General features: G+C 53.0%; 19 protein-coding genes. 14 read left to right on the top strand and 5 right to left on the bottom strand.

Features of this window, described 5'->3' with window-relative positions:
• Positions 1–340 precede the first annotated feature (340 nt).
• Positions 341–1747 (top strand): diguanylate cyclase, encoded by a 1407-nt coding sequence (locus R5H23_RS08175; protein WP_086633904.1) that lies wholly within the window; start codon positions 341–343, stop codon positions 1745–1747.
• Positions 1748–1824: 77 nt separating this feature from the next.
• On the opposite strand, the gene R5H23_RS08170 is transcribed toward R5H23_RS08175, so the two are convergent.
• Complete coding sequence (locus R5H23_RS08170; protein ID WP_317215069.1) at positions 1825–2676, bottom strand: S1/P1 nuclease; 852 nt, start codon at positions 2674–2676, stop codon at positions 1825–1827.
• Positions 2677–2904: 228 nt separating this feature from the next.
• Here R5H23_RS08170 and R5H23_RS08165 point away from each other — a divergent pair, with 228 nt between their 5' ends.
• From R5H23_RS08165 to R5H23_RS08150, 4 genes are read left to right on the top strand one after another with little or no spacing between them, the layout of a single operon-like run.
• Positions 2905–4065, top strand: coding sequence for an ABC transporter permease (locus R5H23_RS08165; RefSeq protein ID WP_408734804.1), 1161 nt, complete (start codon positions 2905–2907; stop codon positions 4063–4065).
• 3 nt (positions 4066–4068) lie between these two features.
• Positions 4069–4842, top strand: coding sequence for an ABC transporter ATP-binding protein (locus R5H23_RS08160; protein WP_046899474.1), 774 nt, complete (start codon positions 4069–4071; stop codon positions 4840–4842).
• Positions 4842–5801, top strand: a complete 960-nt coding sequence (locus R5H23_RS08155) for an MlaD family protein (RefSeq protein WP_086633908.1) — start codon at positions 4842–4844, stop codon at positions 5799–5801. Before R5H23_RS08160 ends, R5H23_RS08155 begins: the two co-directional genes overlap by 1 nt.
• On the top strand, positions 5801–6373 hold the full coding sequence (locus R5H23_RS08150) for a PqiC family protein (RefSeq protein ID WP_317215067.1): 573 nt from the start codon (positions 5801–5803) through the stop codon (positions 6371–6373). Before R5H23_RS08155 ends, R5H23_RS08150 begins: the two co-directional genes overlap by 1 nt.
• A 51-nt stretch (positions 6374–6424) precedes the next feature.
• On the opposite strand, the gene R5H23_RS08145 is transcribed toward R5H23_RS08150, so the two are convergent.
• The gene (locus tag R5H23_RS08145; RefSeq protein WP_317215066.1) at positions 6425–7381 is read right to left on the bottom strand and encodes a ribokinase; all 957 of its coding nucleotides are present in this window, start codon (positions 7379–7381) and stop codon (positions 6425–6427) included.
• A 275-nt stretch (positions 7382–7656) separates the two neighbouring features.
• Between R5H23_RS08145 and R5H23_RS08140 the strand changes: the two genes are divergently transcribed.
• The 5 genes from R5H23_RS08140 to R5H23_RS08120 all read left to right on the top strand — a co-directional run bounded on the left by R5H23_RS08140 (position 7657) and on the right by R5H23_RS08120 (position 13265).
• Positions 7657–8070 (top strand): hypothetical protein, encoded by a 414-nt coding sequence (locus R5H23_RS08140; RefSeq protein ID WP_211498016.1) that lies wholly within the window; start codon positions 7657–7659, stop codon positions 8068–8070.
• Positions 8071–8203: 133 nt separating this feature from the next.
• Positions 8204–8767, top strand: coding sequence for a 5' nucleotidase, NT5C type (locus R5H23_RS08135; protein WP_317215065.1), 564 nt, complete (start codon positions 8204–8206; stop codon positions 8765–8767).
• A gap of 142 nt (positions 8768–8909) precedes the next feature.
• On the top strand, positions 8910–10808 hold the full coding sequence (acs, locus tag R5H23_RS08130) for an acetate--CoA ligase (protein WP_317215063.1): 1899 nt from the start codon (positions 8910–8912) through the stop codon (positions 10806–10808).
• Positions 10809–10868: 60 nt separating this feature from the next.
• Complete coding sequence (locus tag R5H23_RS08125) at positions 10869–12569, top strand: SulP family inorganic anion transporter (RefSeq protein WP_317215062.1); 1701 nt, start codon at positions 10869–10871, stop codon at positions 12567–12569.
• 57 nt (positions 12570–12626) lie between these two features.
• Positions 12627–13265: a TetR family transcriptional regulator gene (locus R5H23_RS08120; RefSeq protein WP_086633914.1), complete on the top strand. Its 639-nt coding sequence runs from the start codon at positions 12627–12629 to the stop codon at positions 13263–13265.
• A gap of 15 nt (positions 13266–13280) precedes the next feature.
• Here the strand turns inward: R5H23_RS08120 and R5H23_RS08115 are convergent, their stop codons facing one another.
• The gene (locus tag R5H23_RS08115; protein WP_317215060.1) at positions 13281–15473 is read right to left on the bottom strand and encodes a TonB-dependent receptor; all 2193 of its coding nucleotides are present in this window, start codon (positions 15471–15473) and stop codon (positions 13281–13283) included.
• 209 nt (positions 15474–15682) lie between these two features.
• Positions 15683–16297 carry a YitT family protein gene (locus R5H23_RS08110; RefSeq protein WP_046899483.1) on the bottom strand — a complete coding sequence of 205 codons (615 nt, stop codon included), beginning with the start codon at positions 16295–16297 and terminating at the stop codon, positions 15683–15685.
• A gap of 448 nt (positions 16298–16745) precedes the next feature.
• Between R5H23_RS08110 and R5H23_RS08105 the strand changes: the two genes are divergently transcribed.
• Complete coding sequence (locus R5H23_RS08105) at positions 16746–17282, top strand: RcnB family protein (RefSeq protein ID WP_317215059.1); 537 nt, start codon at positions 16746–16748, stop codon at positions 17280–17282.
• 157 nt (positions 17283–17439) lie between these two features.
• Here R5H23_RS08105 and R5H23_RS08100 read toward each other — a convergent pair whose 3' ends face one another.
• Entirely contained in the window at positions 17440–17763 is a 324-nt protein-coding gene (locus R5H23_RS08100) for a hypothetical protein (RefSeq protein ID WP_211511254.1), read from the bottom strand.
• Between the two features lie 333 nt (positions 17764–18096).
• On the opposite strand from R5H23_RS08100, the gene R5H23_RS08095 reads away from it, so the two are divergent.
• From R5H23_RS08095 to R5H23_RS08085, 3 genes are all read left to right on the top strand, one after another.
• A complete protein-coding gene (locus R5H23_RS08095) occupies positions 18097–18342 on the top strand; it encodes a hypothetical protein (protein ID WP_317215058.1) in 246 nt (81 codons plus the stop codon).
• Positions 18343–18695: 353 nt separating this feature from the next.
• Positions 18696–18902, top strand: coding sequence for a cold-shock protein (locus tag R5H23_RS08090; RefSeq protein WP_046899487.1), 207 nt, complete (start codon positions 18696–18698; stop codon positions 18900–18902).
• 262 nt (positions 18903–19164) lie between these two features.
• Positions 19165–19494 (top strand): hypothetical protein, encoded by a 330-nt coding sequence (locus tag R5H23_RS08085; protein ID WP_099210114.1) that lies wholly within the window; start codon positions 19165–19167, stop codon positions 19492–19494.
• Positions 19495–19502 lie beyond the last annotated feature (8 nt).

The following is a 19502-nucleotide window of genomic DNA, read 5'->3' as shown; positions in this document are numbered from 1 at the left end:
TCTCAAACCGCCCCGGCCAGACCCTCGAAGAAGGCCCCGCCGCGTCGGTGAACGGGCTTATACGGCCACCCACATACACCGTCAATCAAAAAATCATATAAAAATCAAAAAACTTGCTGAAACCCTTTCTGACGGTTCGGGCCATGCTGCCATCCCCGTCTCACAGCTTTCAAAACTGCCCGCATAGCCTTACGATTTCAGAGTTATCAGGCAACGTTATAGGCCATCACGCCTAACCGTGACATTACTCACCTGAATTTAACGCTTATAGTGGATCATCATATGGCGTGCGGCACGCCACACACATTTTGTGAGCCGTTTTCGTTTCTGGAGTCCCCGAATGACGGTTGATGCACTTCTCTCAAACAGCAAACAACTCTCACCAGATGAGGTCGAGTGGCAGCTCATTATCGATGCCATTGATCCCGCAATCCGCTCCGCGGTTGCCGATATGGTAGAGAACCATGCTGCTGCGAGTGTGGAAGTCTTCTATTCGACACTTCTGACACATCCGGAAGCCACGCCGTTTCTCTCCAACCAAATTGTTAACGACCACCTTCATTCCGCTTTGCTGAGATGGCTGCAATCTCTCTTCTCATCTACAGCGCCCGACCTCGCACAGCTTGTAGCGACGCAGCGCCGGATCGGATTGGTCCACGCCCGCATGCGCGTCCCGATGCACGTCGTCATGCATGGAGCACGCCTTCTTAAAAACACACTGAGAAAACTACTTTTCGAGATTTTCCTCACGCCTGCCGATCTATCGACCGCCATCGACTACATCGAAAACATGATGGATCTGGCTATCGAAATGATGAGCCGAGAATTCGTAAGGGATCTCCAGAAAGAAATTGAGACAGACGAAGCGTATCGACTTGTTACGCTCGGACAGGACGTCACTCTTGAACGAGAGGTTCAACGTGCAGCACTCCTTGACTGGGGGCACAAGATTTTACTCGCCATTTGCTGCAACGCTCCCCCTCCCCTCCCCTCACTGGAAAGTTCAGGATTTGGGCTTTGGCTCAATCACAAAGGGAGCCTGCTGTTCCCCAATACGATGGGTATCGAGCACATTCGAACCTCAATGCGTCGTATAGATCGTGTTCTGATTCCAGCTCTATCGGCTCAGGTTCCCCCTGACACAGCTCGCATTCACGAGCTACAGGCCCAGATAGAAGAAATCCGCTTCCTTATGGACGACCTTTTTAAAGAGAGTGAGGCACTTGAAAGCGGGCGCGATCCTTTAACCTCTACTCTTAATCGCCGTTTTCTACCGACGATCATGGCGAGGGAAGTCGCTCAATCTCTCCGTCGGGAAGTTCCGTTCAGCATTCTTATGATCGACATTGATCATTTCAAATCGATCAATGATCGCTACGGGCACACTGGTGGGGATGCCGTCTTGAGAGGTGTCGCTGAAAAGCTAATCTCCTCCTGCCGGACAAGCGACTTTATCTTCCGGTATGGTGGTGAAGAGTTTCTGATCGCGTTGGTTGAGACGGATATAAAGAGAGCGTTCCAGGTTGCGGAGCATATTCGTGAAAACGTCACGCATATTCTCACTCAGCCAACAGGTTCTTCATTTTCTGTGACGGTTTCGATCGGAGTAGCCACATTTGATGGACATCCGGACTATACCCATCTCATCGAAGATGCCGATCGCGCCCTCTATTATGCCAAAGCTGAAGGAAGAAATCGAAGCGTCATTGCTACCGATGCTTTAGCGAGCCTTCCGCAGCTTCAGTAAATTTATATTCTCGGAAAAACACCCCTATCTGAATTTATTCTTATACAAAGTCAGATAGGGGAAACGCGCCTCAGAGCTTACTGCTCATTCATTGCTGTATTCAGGATCGCAGCAAGACGGACACCTGCCTGCTGCAACCGAAGCTCGATGATTGGCCAAGCAAGAGCTGTATAGGCTTCCTTAATATCTGCCCCTTTAACCTGGGGAAGTGCGCCATAAGCGACAGACCGTGCCAAGGAATGGCTTTCGTCAGCCCAATCAATAACAGCATGGCGAACATCACCACCAGAAAGATCGGCCACCCAGTATGCCGTTTCATCAGGTGTGATAGTCGCCCCCAGTCGAATGGCTTCATCACGAGCACGACTGAAGTCGATGGAATAATGAGGCCCAACAACCAAATTAGCCTGCCGATCCAGCACGCCTTCATCCCATAGGGCATGGAGATTCATATGCCCGTTTGCGGTATCGCCAAAATATGAAAGGCGGATAGCATTCCCGCCTTTATCATTATTCCGCTCCGCAGCATGCAACGGCTGATGCAAGTCGCCAACCAGATGCACAACCCACTTCAAAGCATAAAGCCGCCGCTCCGGAGAGGCCGTGTGATCAGCGAGGGTTTTTTCCAGCTCGGGCAGTTTCTCAACAACGCAGTTTCCATCCGCACAATCGCGAGCCTGGTCATATGCTGGCTGAGAAACATCTGTATCAACGTAATGCCAAAGCAGCGTCTCCGGCTCTCCCCCCTTCTTTTTAGGAACATGTCCGATCGTATCTGGCCATGATGCGACCTGATCCAGCGTTTGATGACCTTCCATTGCCAAAAGTGCAGTTGTTGCTTTCGCAGCCGCTGGCGTCAGGCGATCCTGAGCAATATCCGCGACAATAGCATGGCCATACGGTCCCCAGGCGAACGCCTGAGAAGTCATTCCTATCGTAGCAGCACAGAGCAGAGGGACAGAAAGAAGCCAGGAGCGCATAAAAGAACCATTTCGGACGTTATGAAGTCTCATTGCTTTTCTCACCCTTCCGAAACACTCACAAGTGGCTCTCTTGGTACACTGAACCGATTAAAATGACCGAACCGTTCGGCCTACCCCTTCCCTCATGGCTTCTGACCTCGTAGAGAGGATAAGGACTAAAATGACTGAAATGGCGTGACGCAATTGCAAAAGCCACCTGCCCCGCTAGACCCATCTCAATCTCCGCAGTGGAGCCTTACGTCAGAAGGGAACAGCCCTCTTCTGACACTTCGGGGTGTGTGGCTGGCAAGAACAGGAAACATTCCTCAGTTTCCGAAAGACGGGCTACGTGCAGCGCCTGCTGGAAGCACCATCACTTTTGATATGTCCCCCATCACCGACTGGGACACAGGGCTGATCGCTTTTCTTTGGGACATTAAACGCAGCGGGCACGACAGACATATCACTCTGGATGCTCAAAGCTTACCGGCCCCTGTAAGACAGCTTCTCGAACTCCTACCAGACGCCTCTGATGGCCCTCCTCCCGCGCCCGCCAAGCGTCTCCCCGTTCTTGAACGAATTGGGGGGCACACGATCAGTAGCCTCACTGAAATCGGCACCGTTACAAGTTTAGGTGGAATGACCCTTCGCGGAGGGCTTCAAGCTCTTACAGGGCGAAGCCGGATGCGTCTTTCAGATCTTTTGAGTGACACTGCAAATGCCGGCCCTCAGGCATTGCTAATTGTAGGCATCGTCAATTTTCTGATTGGTGCCATTCTGGCGTTCGTTGGGGCGGTTGAGCTTCAGAAATTTGCTGCCGGTATTTACGTTGCAAGCCTTGTCGGCATCGCCATGGTTCGTGAAATGGCCGCCGTCATGACCGCCATCATCATGGCAGGACGAACCGGAGGCGCATACGCAGCGCGCATTTCCACCATGCAGGGCAATGAAGAAATTGATGCCCTCAACGTCTTCGGCATTCCAACATCCACGTATCTGATACTTCCGGCAGTCCTATCGCTCGTTATCACGATGCCATTTCTCTACCTCTACGGCTGCCTGATCGGCATGCTGGGAGGGTTCGTGGTCGCAATTTCCATGCTCGATATTACGGCTGCTGGCTATTTCCATCAGACAATCACGTCCTTCGGTATCGGCCAGTTTATTTTTGCATTTGTTAAAAGCATTGTCTTCGGTGCCTTCATTGGGCTGACCAGCTGCCGAATTGGCTTAAAGGCAGGACGATCAGCCGCTGATGTCGGCATCGCGGCTACCCGGGCTGTTGTGGTGGGAATTGTCGGGGTCATTGCGATTGACGCCATTTTCGCCGTTATCGCCGACGTGCTGGGAATCTGACGCATGACCGATACCCGAAAAACCGTTCTTTCAATGCAGGATGTCACTCTCGCATTTGGACCGAAGGTTATTCAGAAGAACATCTCTTTAGAAGTTAAGAAGGGCAGCATTTTTGCCGTTATGGGCGGCTCTGGCTGCGGCAAGAGTACACTTCTGAAAAGTATGATTGGCCTGCTTCGCCCCACGGCTGGCGAATATCAGGTCGATGGCGAAGATTACTGGTCTGGCACTGAAGCAGAACGAACAGAGCTCAACCACAGGTTCGGCGTTCTATTCCAGAGCGGTGCTTTATGGAGTTCCATGACTCTCGGGGAGAATGTCGCTCTTCCCCTTCAGATGTTCACGGACCTCAAGCCAGATGTCATTCGTCGGCTCGTAGAACTCAAACTGGGGTTTGTAGGTCTTCTGCCAGCCATCGACATGTCTCCGTCAGAAATCAGTGGTGGTATGCGCAAGCGTGCTGGTCTTGCGCGGGCCATCGCACTGGATCCGGATATCCTGTTCTTTGACGAACCCTCTGCGGGTCTGGACCCCATCACGTCGGCACGCCTGGATGACCTGATCCTCAATCTCCGAGATGGTCTCGGCGCGACGGTCGTTATCGTCAGCCATGAACTCTCCAGTCTCTTTCACATCGCCGACGATGGAATATTCCTGGACGCGAAAAGCAAAATCCCCATCGCGCACGGCTCTCCACGAGACCTGCGCGACCACTGCGACGAACCTCAGGTCCATGCTTTCATGCATCGGGAACGCAACGAAGAAGGACGCAATTGATGAACAAGCAGGCTCTCGTAGGCGCCTTTGTTGTAGGGGGGATCGGTCTTGGCGTGGCAGCTTTTGTGCTGTTCGGCAATTTCCATCCCTTCACCCGTATGGAAAAAGCTGTCCTTATTTTCCATGGCGCATCGTCCGGCCTGTCGGTGGGTGCACCCGTTACCTTCCGTGGGGTTCAGGTTGGCGCGGTCGATAAGGTCGTCATCGAATATAACCCGCAGACGCGAGACGCCTATATTCCAGTCTATGTCACGATGCGGCCAGACAATATTACCCTGACAAACAGCAGTGCCCACCATTTTCCAACAATCCGGGACCTCGTCTCTCAAGGCCTCCGTGGAGAAATGAATCTCAAAAGTTTTGTCACGGGCTCTTCAGAGATCGACCTAGATTTTGCGCCTGATACACCAGCGGTCATGCATCCTGACATCGCCACCCTCACGGAAATTCCAACAAAACAGTCCTCCATCCAGGCGATGACCCAAACTCTGCAGAACCTGCCGTTCAAGGAACTTGGCGACAACGCCAACGCGACCCTTGCCGCTGTAAGGGAGCTTTCTGACAAGCTGGACAGGGATATGCCGACCCTGATCGAAAGCATTCGTGCGACATCCGACCATAGTCGCGACATGATCGATGCGAGCAGAGACCTTGTTACGCACCTTCAACCGGAGCTTGAACATACCCTCAACAGCCTGAACCGACTGGCTGATGCCGGGTCCGATCAGTTGACTGCACGTGGAAAAGAGCTCCAAGCGCTGCTGTTAAGCAGCAATCAGACGATCCAGAAGGCGGGTGAAAGTCTGAACAATATTCAGAGCATTACATCTCCGCGCTCAGCGGACAGGGCTAACCTCGAAGCCAGCTTGCGCGATATCGCAGCAGCAGCCTCTGCCCTACGCGGCTTTGCAAACGATGTTGAACGTAATCCGCAACTTCTTCTGACGGGACGCCACTGATGAGACTGTACCTCGCCTCGCTCACTCTTGCCGCCCTGCTTCTCAGCGGCTGCTCCTCTCCACCAGTGCGGTTTTATACGCTTGGCGCGCCCGCCATCGGAAATGATCTGACAGCCAACACCGCATCAGCAACCGTATTAGCTGTCGATTCTGTCATCGTTCCTGACTACCTCGATAGTCAGGATATCCTTGTCAGAAATGGCGATCTTCTAGATCGCAGCGCAAATGGCCGATGGGCAAGTCGTCTGTCCAGAGGCATTACAGATCTCGTGACAGCGCAGCTCTCTCGCAGCTGGCCTTCTGTGTTCGTCACAACACATCCGACAGCAGGCTCTGCACAAACCCGGCTGGTGATCACTATCAACCGGCTGGATATCACGAAGTCTGGTCAAGGTACGCTAGAAGCAGACTGGTCCTTTGTCCCTGCTGACGAGCATCACCCGGTTGTACACCAACGCGCCAGCTTCAGTACTCAGGGATCAACAGCCACGGATGACGGGATCACTGCCGTGACACGCGCGCTCGTCGATCAGCTTGCTGCGAAAATTGGAAATTCGTCCCCCGCAATGTGAGGGATTTTCAAATTTATAGAGGCCTTGAAAAAGGCCTCTTCTTTGATGTGTCTAGGCTTCTGGCTGCGCATTCATCAACGCAGCCACAGCATCCCATGCGGGAGCAGCATCAGCAGCGCCATGACGTGTCGTCGCGAGCGCTCCGCACGCTGACGCAACCCGGACAGCCTCGGAGAGTGGCCTTCCCTGCGCCAGAGCAAATGCCAGCCCGGCATTGAAACAATCCCCAGCTGCCACAGTATCAATGGGCTCTATGTGAAATGGCGCACTGTGACCGCTGCATGTTCCATCATGCCAGAAAACGCCCCGGCTTCCCATTTTTACAAGGACCGATTTCACGCCCTTTGCCAGAAGCAAGTCCGCAGCCCTTGCCGCCTCTTCCACAGTTTCTGGTCGAATACCTGTGAGCTGAAACGTTTCACTCTCGTTCGGGGTTATAATGTCGATTTCCTGCCAGAGCGCGTCCAGAAGCCCGTTTTCCGGGGCAGGTGCCGGATCGAGCACAACTATAGCGCCCTTGATCCGCGCTTTACGGGCGGCTGCCAGAACTGCCTGCTGAGGCACTTCAAGTTGCAATAAAAGTACTGCCGCGCGCTCAATCCAGTCTGAGGCTGCGTCAACATCGGCTTCATCTACGGCCATGTTCGCACCACCAACAACGGTGATGCAGTTTTCTCCGCTCCCATCTATCCCGATCAGCGCAATTCCCGTGGCATGAGAGGCGTCTTCTCGCAGCGGAGAGAGATCCACGCCGAAGCGCTCCAACTCCTGGCGCGCCTGCGCACCAAAACCGTCCTGCCCTATACGCCCTGCCAATGCCACCTGAACTTCGGAACCAGACGCCAGACGCCCAGCGGCGGCAGCCTGATTGCTGCCTTTACCACCGAGCATGACGGCATAGCTTTCACCATGCACGGTTTCGCCAGGGAGAGGCAGGCGAACAGCCCGAGCAGTTACATCAATATTGATGCTTCCGAAGGACAGAATCAGAGGCTTTGAGTTCGGCATCGGTTTAATCTCAGAGAATTCGAGGAATATTTCTTTAGCATTGGGGGCCAAGAGGCGTCAGCAGCAAAGGAACATCTTGTTTCCACGGGCTTTTTTTTCGTATTTTTGCCCCGGCAGCTTCGACGTTGTTTTTTACTAAAAAGTCGTGAATTTTCGATATTAATGGTTTCATTACTAGGATAGGGTTTCGCAGGCCTTGGGGAAACAAGGGGGCCTTTTACCGGCGTTTCCACAGCAGAACCAAAAACATTTTAACTGACAGGGTAAGTCTAATTATGTCCTCTGCCAATCGACAGACATCCTCTCGAACTGCCACGAAAAAGGTAGCGTCCGCCTCTCGTAGCAAAAAAGCCACCCCTGTCGTTCTGGAGGCCGTTATCGAAGAGTCTCCTGTCGTGGTAGAGCCAGTTGAAATCACGGAAGAGCCTGCAAGCGGCCCGTTTCTTCCTGACCTCGTCTGTGCTTTCGACAAGGCGTGGTACATGCGCGAATATCCGGATGTGGCAGCATCTGGCCTGGATCCGGCAACGCATTATCGGGAAGCCGGATATCGGGAAGGTAGAAAACCCAATCGCTTTTTTGACCCGGAAAAGTATCGTGCAGCCAACCCGGATTTAATGGAATATGAAGATGATCTTCTGATGCACTTCATCTTCTACGGTCTGAACGAAGGTCGCAGCATCAGCTAATCCGTCTTTAAGCTTATTACACAGCGGGGCGCAGACATCTGTCATTTCATGACCCCATGCGCCCTGCGGCTTGCCCTTCCCTCCTGAACAGAAGAGAGTTGTGTCTTCGAACTCTGTCAGGAGTCCCTGTCTCGTGAATAAATCTCGCCCCCGTCTCGCTATCGATATGGATGAAGTGATTGCTGACGCCTTCACCGCTCAGCGCCTGTGGTACCAAGACACGCACGGATATCGCTGGACAGAAGACGAGTTGAAAGGGCACCATTTAGGGGATCTGGCAACTCCGGAACACGCTGCGGGAATGCAGGTACTTCTGCACGAGGGACACTTCTTTGCTGACCTTGAGGTCATGCCCGGCGCCACGGATGCGCTAAAATTTTTAAGCCAGCATTTCGATATTTTTATTACGACAGCCGCGATGGAATACCCGGCGTCTTGCGCCCCAAAATTTCAATGGCTTCAGAAACACTTCCCCTTCATTCCCGCTCTGAACATCGTATTCTGCGGTCATAAAAGTATTCTTGCTGCCGATTTCCTTATTGATGACAACGTACGACATTTTCAGCATTTTCAGGGACAGGGCATTCTGTTCTCTGCCCCACACAACCTGAATGTGGAATGGTCTCCGCGGGTCGCCAACTGGAAGGATGCCGTTGCATATCTGATGCAGCCTCATCCACAAACAGAAGCTCCATAAAACGCGTCTTTGCAGCCTCAATCCCGGAAATTACAGCATTGTAAGCTAATAGGCTTTTTTGCTTTTGGATTTGTGGTTCTGTTTAAGATAGAGGTTTTCACCCTAATTTTTTCAGCTTCTGGTCAGTGAGCACATTCCGTTTATGTCCACCCCTTATCGCGCTGGTGCGTTTCGCCTCTCCCCTGAAGATTATCGCGCGCTAACGGATGCCGCCCAAGCAAATCCAGAAGCATACTGGCAGGATCAGGGAAAAAGGCTGGACTGGATTCAAGCACCATCCAGCGCGCAGGACACTGGGACGGGATGGTTTTCAGATGGAACGCTGAACGCCAGTTTCAATTGCCTGGATCGGCACCTCAAGACCCGTGCAGATCAGACGGCTCTGATCTGGCAGGCAGAAGAAGCGGAGCACATCATCCGCCTCACATATCGTGACCTGCATGAACACGTATGCCGTCTGGCGAATGTCCTGCGTGATCACGGTATTCGTCGGGGTGATCGCGTTGCAGTTCACCTGCCAACAGTGATCGAAGGCGTCGTGAGCATGCTGGCCTGTGCACGGCTGGGCGCAATCCATGTCGTGCTGTTCGGCGGCTTCTCGCCTGAGGCTATTGCAGACCGGTTGGCCGACAGTGGCGCCAGCTTGGTGATAACGGCCAATGTCGGGCGGCGTGGCGCGAAACGCATCCCTTTCAAGACGACAATGGACTCTGCTCTGAGCCTGCGTCCCGACAGCTTGTCGGTGAAGCACGTTCTGGTTGTTAGTGTCACAGACGAACCCGTCCCCATGCAGGCAGGCCGTGATGACATGCTCAATCCACTGCTGGCATCGGCTTCGGCGTCATGCCCAATTGAAACGATGGCCTCTACGGACCCGCTGTTTCTACTTTACACGTCTGGGAGCACAGGCAAGCCAAAAGGCATTGTCCACGGAACAGGCGGATACCTGACCTGGGCCTCCTACACACACGAACTTGTCTTTGATCATCAGGCTGGTGATGTGTTCTGGTGCACGGCCGATATCGGCTGGATTACCGGTCATACCTATGTAGTTTATGGCCCGCTCTCGAACGGCGGCACCGTTCTCCTGTTCGAGGGCATGCCGTCTCATCCGAAGCCCGGTCGCTGGTGGGATGTTATTCAGGCCCATAAGGTCACCACATTCTATACATCTCCCACTGCCATTCGGGCCCTGATGCGCGAAGGAAACGACGTTCCCCGCGAATACGACCTGACCTCTTTGCGGGTGCTGGGAACTGTCGGTGAGCCGATCAGTCAGGAGGCATGGTCCTGGTTCGATGATGTCATTGGTGGTGGGCGTTGTGCCTTCGTAGATACCTGGTGGCAGACTGAAAGCGGTGGCATCCTGATTTCGCCCGTTCCAGGCGCTGTCAAGGAAAAGCCAGCGTCTGCAACACTCCCACTTCCGGGCGTAAATCCCATCCTGGTTGACGACAAGGGACATCCGCTGGAGGGCGCAACAGAAGGTGTGCTCTGCATTGATGGATCATGGCCAGGTCGCGCACTGACGATCTGGAACGACGATGCGCTCTTTGAAACAACTTATCTTCGCCCCTACCCCGGCCATTATTTTACGGGCGATGGCGCACGACGCGACGAAGACGGCTATTACTGGATCACTGGCCGGGTTGATGACGTCATCAATGTTTCTGGGCATCGCATCGGCTCTGCCGAGATTGAAGATGCACTGGCTGCAGAACATGCGATTGTTGAAAGTGCCGCGATTGGTATTCCGCATGACCTGAAAGGTCAGGGCATTGTCGTGTATGCTGTGGCCCGTGATCCGTCCCATCCTGACTTGGAAATGCTTGCCGTTCGCGCCATCGCTGCGAAAGTCGGGCGTTATGCGGTGCCCGAAAAAGTATATATCGTCCCTGATCTTCCAAAGACGCGCTCTGGCAAAAATGTCAGACGCCTGATGCGCAAAATTGCCTGCGGCGAGACTGACGGCCTTGGAGACCTCTCGACTTTGGCTGATCCAGAAATTGTGGAAGTTCTGATCGCTATTGTTCAGGGCTAACCAACCGGCACAACCAGCATTTCCAACACAAGCTGGTCGTTGTCCTGCGAGGTTAATGTGATGGAGCTTCCCTGGCGCCGAAAGCTTCCCCCATCATGGCGAACGGATGTTCTGGCAGGGCTTTCGCTCGCTTTTACAAACATCCCGCAGGTCCTTGGTTATGCCCGCATTGCGGCCATGCCATCCGTCACCGGGCTTTATACAGTTCTTCTGCCTCTTGTGGGCTTTGCCGCCTTCGGCTCTTCCAGACATCTTCTTGTCGCGGCAGATTCCGCCACTGCGGCCATTCTCTCTGGCGCTGTTACAGCCATGGCTGCACCAGGAAGCGCGCACTACATGGCGTTGGTCAGCGCTACCGCGCTCCTTGCCGGGATGCTGCTTCTGGCCGCCAGATTATTTCGCCTCGGTTTCTTGGCAGACTTTCTTTCTCGAACAGTCCTTGTTGGCTTCATGACAGGGGTCGGCGTCCAGATCGCCATTTCCATGTTTCACGACATGCTCGGCATCCATACGACATCGCATAACCCCGCGATGCAGGTGGTCGAAACTCTCACTCAGGCCGCTCATCTCAACCTGACATCCACCCTTACCGCCGGTGCCATCGTAGGCGGCCTGCTCCTTCTAAACCGGTTTTGCCCACGATGCCCTGCCGCATTACTTGCTGTCGTTGGCGCTATTCTGGCAGACAGAACAGTCCCATTCCTGACGCGGAATCTCCCGACGCTTGGCCCTATCCAAAGCGGACTGCCGAGCTTCCAAATACCCATTATCAGCTGGAATGAACTGCTTGCGCTTTTTCCAGTGGCAGCCTCATGCGTCTTCGTCATCATCACCCAAAGCGCTGCGACATCCCGCGTGTACGCAACACAGTTCGACGAAGAACTGAATGAGAACAGGGATCTGACGGGATTGGCAGCTGCCAACATACTTGCGGCAGTCAGTGGTACCTTCACGGTTAATGGCAGCCCAACTCAGACAGCTATGGCAGTGCGAGCAGGTGCCCGGAGTCAGGTCGCACAAGTTGTCTTTTCTCTTTCCACCCTGATCGTGCTCCTCTTCCTCACCACGCCTTTGCAATACCTTCCACAATGCGTACTCGCTGCGATTGTCTTCACTGTCGCGCTGGGAATGATCGAAATCCGCGCACTGCTCTCAATCCGTCAGGAAAGCCCGGGGGAGTTCTGGCTTGCACTTGTGACAGCGGCAGTCGTTGTGGGCGCCGGAGTAGAACAAGGCGTTCTGACCGCCATCGCCCTGTCGCTGTTTCGTCATGTGCGCCACAGTTACGATCCTCACACGGCAGTTCTTCAGCCCTTTACTCCTCAGGGCACACTGGAAGCCGTTCCAGCCCGCGGGGGCCTGGAGAGTGAGCCTGGACTCATTATCTTCCGCTTTTGTGCTGACCTGTTTTACGCCAACTCTACTCGCTTCAACCGAGACATCCTGACGTTGCTTAGCGATGCCCCGCACCCCGTTCGCTGCATTCTCATTGAATGCAGCCCGATCACGGATATTGATTATTCGGCAGCCAACGACCTGCGCCTGTTACTCGCAACACTCAAACAGAGGCAGGTAACGATGATTTTTGGACGCGTAAGCCAGGATCTCAGGGCAGATATGAACCGGCATCATTTGATAGTCGCAATCGGTCCCGAAAATATTTTTGAAGAACTTCACACTGCCCTTGCCGCCGCCAGGCGTTATACAGACGCGACAGACCATACCCCGGGCAGCATCGCTCCCACACACACGCCATTATGATGACCTTCTGGACGACACCAAGATGATATTCCCCGCTTACTGGAAGACCGTCGGACCATGATGGATGGCGAACAGGACAAAAAAAAAGATCTCGGCAGGCGGCAAAGCAAAAAGGATCGCACCGCGACGGCCCTAGCGTGGGAGGCACTGCGGCTGTTTTCTACTCAGGGATATGAAGAAACGTCTGTCGAGCAAATCGCCGAAGCTGCCAATGTCTCCCGCAGAACACTGTTCCGATACTTTTCTGGCAAAGGGGACATCATCCTGGCCTGGACCAGCGACATGACACAGGCATTTAATGATGCGATTGCGTCTGCCAGTCCGGATGCTTCGCTGCAGGACATGGTCCTTCTGGCCCTTCTTCCGGTTGTTCGACGGATCACCGCCAACCGGGAATACGCCTACGCGCTCGTACAACTCCTTGAACACGAACCTGCACTTCGGAGTGTCAGTCTGCAAAAATATGAGGAATGGGAAGAGGCGCTTGCTAAAGCCCTCATGGACCGCCTCCCCCCAACAGATATGCCATCACTGGCTGCACGACTGATTGCGCGGACCGCGATTGCAACTTATCGCACAGCTGTAGACGAATGGATGAAGACGGAAGGCCGTACAGATCTGGAACATATCCTGCGCCGTGCCTTTACGTTTCATCCTCTTCTCTGGATGGAAGACAGCCCTCTCAGCCTTGGCTGAAAGGGCTCTATTGTCTCAGAGATCCAGTTCAATCGTGAAGTGATACGTCCGTGGCAGGCCAGCAACCGCAGAGTTTGTAGCGCTTCCACCACCGTTGATGCTCGACGGGTAAACAGAAGCCCAGTAGCTCTGGTTCGTGACATTATCGACCCCGAAGCGGAACACGAGAGGCTGATGATAAACGTGCGTTGCATAGCGCGCGCCCAGATCCAGCGTCACATAAGACGGAGCAAACGTGGTGTTATATACATTGGCCGCCCGGCGCCCCATGTAATGCACGTTTGCATTGACAGCGCCGCCTTTAAGAAATGGCAGTCGATAATCAATCAACATGTTCGCCATTAAAGGCGGTACGCCAACAACCTGCTTGTAGGACGTCTTGGCCACACCCGTGTTCAGCAGTTGAGCATCCAGCCACGTCATGCCGCCCAGGATGCTCAGATCCTGCGTCAGATTTCCTGATGCCTGGAATTCAACGCCGTAATTCCGCTGCACACCGTAATTGGAATAAACATACGTAACAGGATCTGTATAAGCGAACGGGCGAGACATTCTAAAGCCAGCAATATTCAGCTGCAGTCTCTTGGCCACCAAAATCTTGTAACCAGCCTCATACTCTTCTGAACGCAGAGGAGCTGTCACTTCGTTTTCATTCACAGCACCTGCCGGCGCCGAAGTACCAGCCTGCAAGGACCGCCCCCAGGTGAAATAAGCCGTCTGATTGGCTGCCGGCTTATAAAGCAGACTTGTCATCGGGCTAAAGGCAGCGGCACGGCTGTAGGACGACGTTTTCGTGCCACTCGTGGCATAGTTATTGGTGCTCAGCCAACTCCAGGCCAGCGTTCCCATGATAGACCAGTGCTTGCCCAGAGAAATCGTATCCCCGGCCAGCAAGGACTGCGTCATGGTATCGGCAGATTTATAACGTCCGGAATAATAAGGCTGTGCACTCGGAAATCTCTGTGGGTTGCCGATTGTCGCCTGCCCCAGAGTCAAAGTGCCGGTCGATGACGTCGGGTTGTAGTTCCCCATGACGTAACCGTTGGTTCCAATCTCGATCTGGTGCTTCAGTGGGCCCGTATGGAACGACCCATTCAAATAAGCCGTATTGCTGCCTGCCACGAAATCATTCGCCGTAGTCGCAGCTGAAATTGTCTGACGGTAAAGTCCCGCAGAGTTCAGCAGCTGATTACCCGTACTGAAAACATTTCTGGCAGCATTCTGCCACATCCCACCCAGCTTCAGGCTCCAGTCATCATTGAAGTGATGAATGATCTTCATCAGGGCAGTATCGGTTTCCATGTTGTAACCGGCTTGCTTCTGACCATATCCCTTCTGGCTAAGATCTGGAGCATCCGGTAGCTGAATCGTCGTTGCGTACGAAAAGCCACCTGGATAGCCGCGCTGGGCATATGTGTACTGGCTGGCATCAATCTGAATGACTGTCTTCGGTGAAAGGTGAATGTCGAAATCACCACTCACCAGGTTACGCCGAAGGTGGGAGTCTGCGACGTATCCCTCTCCGTTCTGGTTCAAAAGGTTCAGCCGGTAGCCGAACCACTTGTTGTGGCCGACCCGACCTGAGACATCGAGGCTTTCCATGGGCGCGCCAATGGAATCAACACCCACAACAAAACGCTCTGTCTGTCGGTCCGTCGGGCGCTTCAATGTGAAATCAAATGTGCCAGCTGGATTTTGCGGACCATACACCGCACCAGCCAACCCATTCAGAACCTGAACACTATCAAACTGCTCCGCAGCATAAGGTGTGGTGATGACCATGTTGAGGCCATCCATACGCGTATTAGCGATAACGTCGCCCTCAAACCCACGGGACTGAGGCCGACTGGTATTCGGATCACCACGCATTTCAAGCTGGGCAGATGGCACAAATGCAATCAGATCATTAATGTTTCTGGTCTGCTGGTTAACCAGAACATCATGGGGCACCACCATGACAGACATCGGCGTGTCCAGAATGGATCGCGTGCCAAGGGGGCCAAGAGAGGCTTCCTTCGTGCGATATTCTGCTGCCGTGCCACTTCCGTTACGACGATGAACAGTGATATTCTCAGGCTCAGACGCGCGTACAGACTTCTTCGCGGCTGCTTCCGGAGTAGCTTTTTCTTTGGTTTCTGCCGCATAAGAGGGAACATTGCCCATGACAGATCCAGCCAGAAGGTACAAAGCCAGCCGCGAGAGTTTCATGCCTGAATCCTGTTCGTTGTTCTAAATTCTCCGCACCTTCTACATTTTGGCACTCAGTGCCACAATTTGAGTTTACTCAAACTGCCTGATGTGGCGATCTTTTGAGGCGCACTGTCTCTTCAGAAACACAGTTCGTCATGGTCTGCATTTCAGAGCGCCGTTCTCTTAACTGGGATGTGCGGCTGGAAAGCGCCAGAAAGCGGCTTTTTTTAATGCCCGATGTATCGTCCAGGCCGATGGAACACCATGAGCACACTACTCATGGCAAAAGCGCTTACGGCAGACAGAACGGCCTTTTCCCACGGCAAAAAGAAAGCAGACAGCGTCAGAATGGCAGCATCAATCATGATTTGAACGCGGCCGGCGTTCAGGCCACGGCTTTTCTGAAGCCAGAGCGTGATAACGCCTGTCCCGCCTACACCCGCCTGATGACGAGCCAACGAGAGAATACCCATCCCAATCACTGTCCCGCCGAATATCGCCGCGAACAAAGGCTGGACATACGCAAGCTCCATAACGCTCGGAATAACACTCGCGAGGGCAGTAATACCAAAACTGGCAATCGTGGTCTTAAGCGCGAAACGGGCCCCCATGGCGCGAACGGCAAAAAGAAGAAACGGTATGTTGATGACCGTGAACAGATTTCCAGGCGTCATCGGCACGATGTAGGACAACAGCAAGGCAATACCTGCCACACCACCGGTCACAAGCCCGGCCTTGTGCAGACACATCAGCCCCATCACAATCAGAGAACAACCAATCAGGAACGCATAAACATCTTCTGCGTGGGAGTGACGCAGCCCTGGGCCATAAGGCGAAGTCATATCCGGAAATCCAGTCGCTCGGCGGCTAAAGCTTTAAAAATAGCCGCGTCAGATCCATGAGAATTTCGCCAGATAGTGTAGTCTTTGTCCCCTGCACAGCCCCTTTCATTCCAGGGGAATATTGTTTCAATCGAGCTTTCCTGATCTTGTTTGAAACTGCTGATAGAAGCCCGTTTTACGTATGTTTGGAAACACGGTTTTCACAGCCGGCGATTCTGGAACCATGCATTATGAACGCGCTGAGATGACACATTTCCTACGATACCGGGTTCGATAGCCGGACATTCGCGATATGCTCGTGAGCAACCTCCCCTTGGCGAAGGGAAACCGAGAGGATTTTTCCGGAAATCTCGCAACAAAGTCCGAGGTTTTGTCTCTCTGTTACAATGGTGACCAATTTTCGCCACATCGGGAGACCCTTGATGGCGCATTACGAACGGAGTTTTTTATGTCCACCAAGACTAAACGATCTGTAGCTTTGCTGATGGGCTTGGCACTCACTATCGCCCCCACAGTAGCTAGCGCTCAGGGAGGTCCAGGAGGCGGCCGTGATGGCGGTGGCCCGGGTGGCGGCGGGGGACATCGCGACGGTGGCGGCCCGAATGGTGGTGGAGGACATCGTGACGGCGGCGGCCCGGGCGGTGGCGGACGCGGCCAAGGTGGAAATGGTTATCGTGGAGGCCCGGGCGGAGGCGGCGATGGCTTCCGTGGCGCAGGCCCTCATCGCGGCATGTGGCGCTCTGGTGATCGTTACAATGGAGGGGGCGTGTTTGTTGATAGCTGGCACAGATACCCAGGCCTTTATGCCCCACCTCCGGGATATCGCTGGATTGATTACGGTGGAAGCTTTCTCCTCGCCGCAATCACAACGGGCATCATTAGCAACGTCATTATGGGCAATGTGAACGGCCCGGCGGTGGTCGCTCCGACGCCGTATCCGAGCTACGGGCCTACCCCCGCTCCATACCCCGCACCTGGATACTAATTTCCAAGTTTGACAAAAGGCGCGTTGAAGACGACGCGCCTTTACGAGCATTTTCCATAATAAACATCATAGACAGCCATCAGATATCGGTAGCCATACACCGTCCTAAACGGACTGCCCTTGCCCAGCGGTGAGAACCAAAAGCCAATTTCTTGAGTTAATTCAACGGCTGCGGAGGTTCTTCCAATGGAGGAGGCTCTGTTGGCAAAGGTGACGGCGGCATTGGGGGCTGAGGCGGTCGCGGGGTTGGTAAATCAACCACCCCGGCACTGACCGTCTTCAGACCAAACGGCGGATATGGCGAAGGCCCCGGCTCTTCAGGCAACTCCACATCTGGCCATTCGTCTGGCTCTGGCGTTTCCTCTTCCTCAGATGGGTCGTCAACCATCGGGTCACCATTTGGAAATAATGGATCCTCCGTACCCGGATAATCCATTCGAAAGACAGATCTGGAAAATGATGTGCTGATCAGGATCGACATGTTCGCCTCCTACAGGGTGAACACTAAATTCTTCACCACAGCAAAGGTTCAAATTATCTCAAAAGAAACCTGATAGGCGCATGATATATGAGCGCGCCGGGAGAACGGAGAAGCAAAGCGACGGAGGTCACTTTCTTCTAATATACTGCATGCCTCCCCAGTGACGGACACGGCGGTATTGGAAACGGCATCCGCACACGTCAGTTTTCTTTGCGGCCCGGATTGTCCCGTAGTACACTTGCCCTTATGCGCTACCTTCCTCTTTTTGCCCTCATTTCTCTTTCCGCATGCTCATCAGCCCCGTGGTTGACTGGCCAGACAGACAGCCATTGTGTGCGTGAGCAGATGTTTACCGGGACACAGGGCAATCCTCTTCCCTTTAGCCATGCGATGCAGGTGTGTGCGGTCGCAGCGCAGAAGAGCAACGACGGGCATCCAAGGCCTCTCGATCTTAGAGACGATGCAACGCTACAGGCGATGGTAGAAAACCCGGATTACAACACGGCCTCTGCCTCATTTGTTCACCGAGAGGCAAAAACGAAGGTTCCAGGCGGTGTTCGAAGAGTGAATATCGACTAAAAATTCCCTACGCAGGGGAAGAGGTATGGACACGAAATTTTTCAGGATGCGAGAAATAAAGCAGCTTTAATAAGATTTTTATGCATAAAATTCATACAAGTAGCGGGCATTATCTTTTATAATCGCAACAAATAAATATACGCTTTGGATAGTATTTTACAGTCTGAGTAACATTTTATTTTACTCCACTCAGATGTTTTCCCTTGCATCTTAAACGCAATACCCCCATTATCTTTTCAGCGGGTGCTTTTACTGGGGTAACCGGCGCATGTTGCGCCATTCTTTCTCCGTAAAAGTTATGATTTCGTGTGTGTTTTGTGCACGACCGCTATTGTTAAAAAAGGAGCCTCGTTATGGCAACAGGCACCGTAAAATGGTTTAACTCCACCAAAGGCTTCGGCTTCATTCAGCCGGACAATGGTGGTCAGGACGCGTTCGTTCACATCTCTGAACTTGAGCGTGCCGGCATCCACACCCTCAACGAAGGTCAGCAGGTCTCTTACGAGCTCGAAGCTGGCCGTAACGGCAAGACGTCTGCAGTAAGCATTAAGGCTCTTTGAAGCTTTAATCAGCAGCTCGTCTGTGCGAAAAGCCGCTCTTCGGAGCGGCTTTTTTTATGCCTGAACGCCAAATCTTAATTTAGGCGTATATGCTCCTTAGCCACGTTAACGCTGCACTCCCCTACAACTCGCCAGTTTCAGATTTTTAGCGCCCCGAAACAAATACAGAAAAAATATTTTACGTGTCATCAAAGGTAGAAACAGATATGTGCGAATATAATTTTATTGTCGTGTATCTCTACTGATTTGAAGAAGGTTCTGTATGGCGCTATCCGCTCAAAAGAAAGAATGGATGGGTTTGTTCTTTGCAATCTTTCTTGTCACGACCTTAGCAATATTTGGGTGGATCGGATGGCAGAAAGTATCTGGGGATGATTCCATCACACATGTCACCATCGCAAAAATCGTCTCTGTAGACAAAATTAATGCGGGTTTGGGTGCACCAACCTCATACAAAATAACGTATGACCTGCACGGAACAATGATCAGTAATTATTTTACGGATGATTGGTACCAGACACACAAAACAAGAAAGCATTTTCTTGTCACATACAGAATGTCGAACGGCTACCATATCGACAGCATTCGCTAATACCGAAA

Origin of the sequence: Gluconobacter sp. GP1, assembly GCF_032913585.1 — a bacterium.
Classification (GTDB): Bacteria; Pseudomonadota; Alphaproteobacteria; order Acetobacterales; family Acetobacteraceae; genus Gluconobacter; species Gluconobacter cerinus.
Note: the sequence above shows the minus strand (reverse complement) of the source record. Positions and strands in the feature narration are given on the sequence as shown.

What these genes read in the sequence shown, in the direction of transcription:
- R5H23_RS08105 (WP_317215059.1), top strand. Translation starts at nt 16,746, where the DNA reads ATGTCCACCAAGACTAAACGATCTGTAGCTTTGCTGATGGGCTTGGCA.
- R5H23_RS08090 (WP_046899487.1), top strand. Translation starts at nt 18,696, where the DNA reads ATGGCAACAGGCACCGTAAAATGGTTTAACTCCACCAAAGGCTTCGGC.
- R5H23_RS08150 (WP_317215067.1), top strand. Translation starts at nt 5,801, where the DNA reads ATGAGACTGTACCTCGCCTCGCTCACTCTTGCCGCCCTGCTTCTCAGC.
- R5H23_RS08175 (WP_086633904.1), top strand. Translation starts at nt 341, where the DNA reads ATGACGGTTGATGCACTTCTCTCAAACAGCAAACAACTCTCACCAGAT.
- R5H23_RS08120 (WP_086633914.1), top strand. Translation starts at nt 12,627, where the DNA reads ATGATGGATGGCGAACAGGACAAAAAAAAAGATCTCGGCAGGCGGCAA.
- R5H23_RS08085 (WP_099210114.1), top strand. Translation starts at nt 19,165, where the DNA reads ATGGCGCTATCCGCTCAAAAGAAAGAATGGATGGGTTTGTTCTTTGCA.
- R5H23_RS08100 (WP_211511254.1), bottom strand. Translation starts at nt 17,763, where the DNA reads ATGTCGATCCTGATCAGCACATCATTTTCCAGATCTGTCTTTCGAATG.
- acs (WP_317215063.1), top strand. Translation starts at nt 8,910, where the DNA reads ATGTCCACCCCTTATCGCGCTGGTGCGTTTCGCCTCTCCCCTGAAGAT.
- R5H23_RS08170 (WP_317215069.1), bottom strand. Translation starts at nt 2,676, where the DNA reads ATGACTTCTCAGGCGTTCGCCTGGGGACCGTATGGCCATGCTATTGTC.
- R5H23_RS08145 (WP_317215066.1), bottom strand. Translation starts at nt 7,381, where the DNA reads ATGCCGAACTCAAAGCCTCTGATTCTGTCCTTCGGAAGCATCAATATT.
- R5H23_RS08155 (WP_086633908.1), top strand. Translation starts at nt 4,842, where the DNA reads ATGAACAAGCAGGCTCTCGTAGGCGCCTTTGTTGTAGGGGGGATCGGT.
- R5H23_RS08125 (WP_317215062.1), top strand. Translation starts at nt 10,869, where the DNA reads ATGGAGCTTCCCTGGCGCCGAAAGCTTCCCCCATCATGGCGAACGGAT.
- R5H23_RS08110 (WP_046899483.1), bottom strand. Translation starts at nt 16,297, where the DNA reads ATGACTTCGCCTTATGGCCCAGGGCTGCGTCACTCCCACGCAGAAGAT.
- R5H23_RS08140 (WP_211498016.1), top strand. Translation starts at nt 7,657, where the DNA reads ATGTCCTCTGCCAATCGACAGACATCCTCTCGAACTGCCACGAAAAAG.
- R5H23_RS08115 (WP_317215060.1), bottom strand. Translation starts at nt 15,473, where the DNA reads ATGAAACTCTCGCGGCTGGCTTTGTACCTTCTGGCTGGATCTGTCATG.
- R5H23_RS08160 (WP_046899474.1), top strand. Translation starts at nt 4,069, where the DNA reads ATGACCGATACCCGAAAAACCGTTCTTTCAATGCAGGATGTCACTCTC.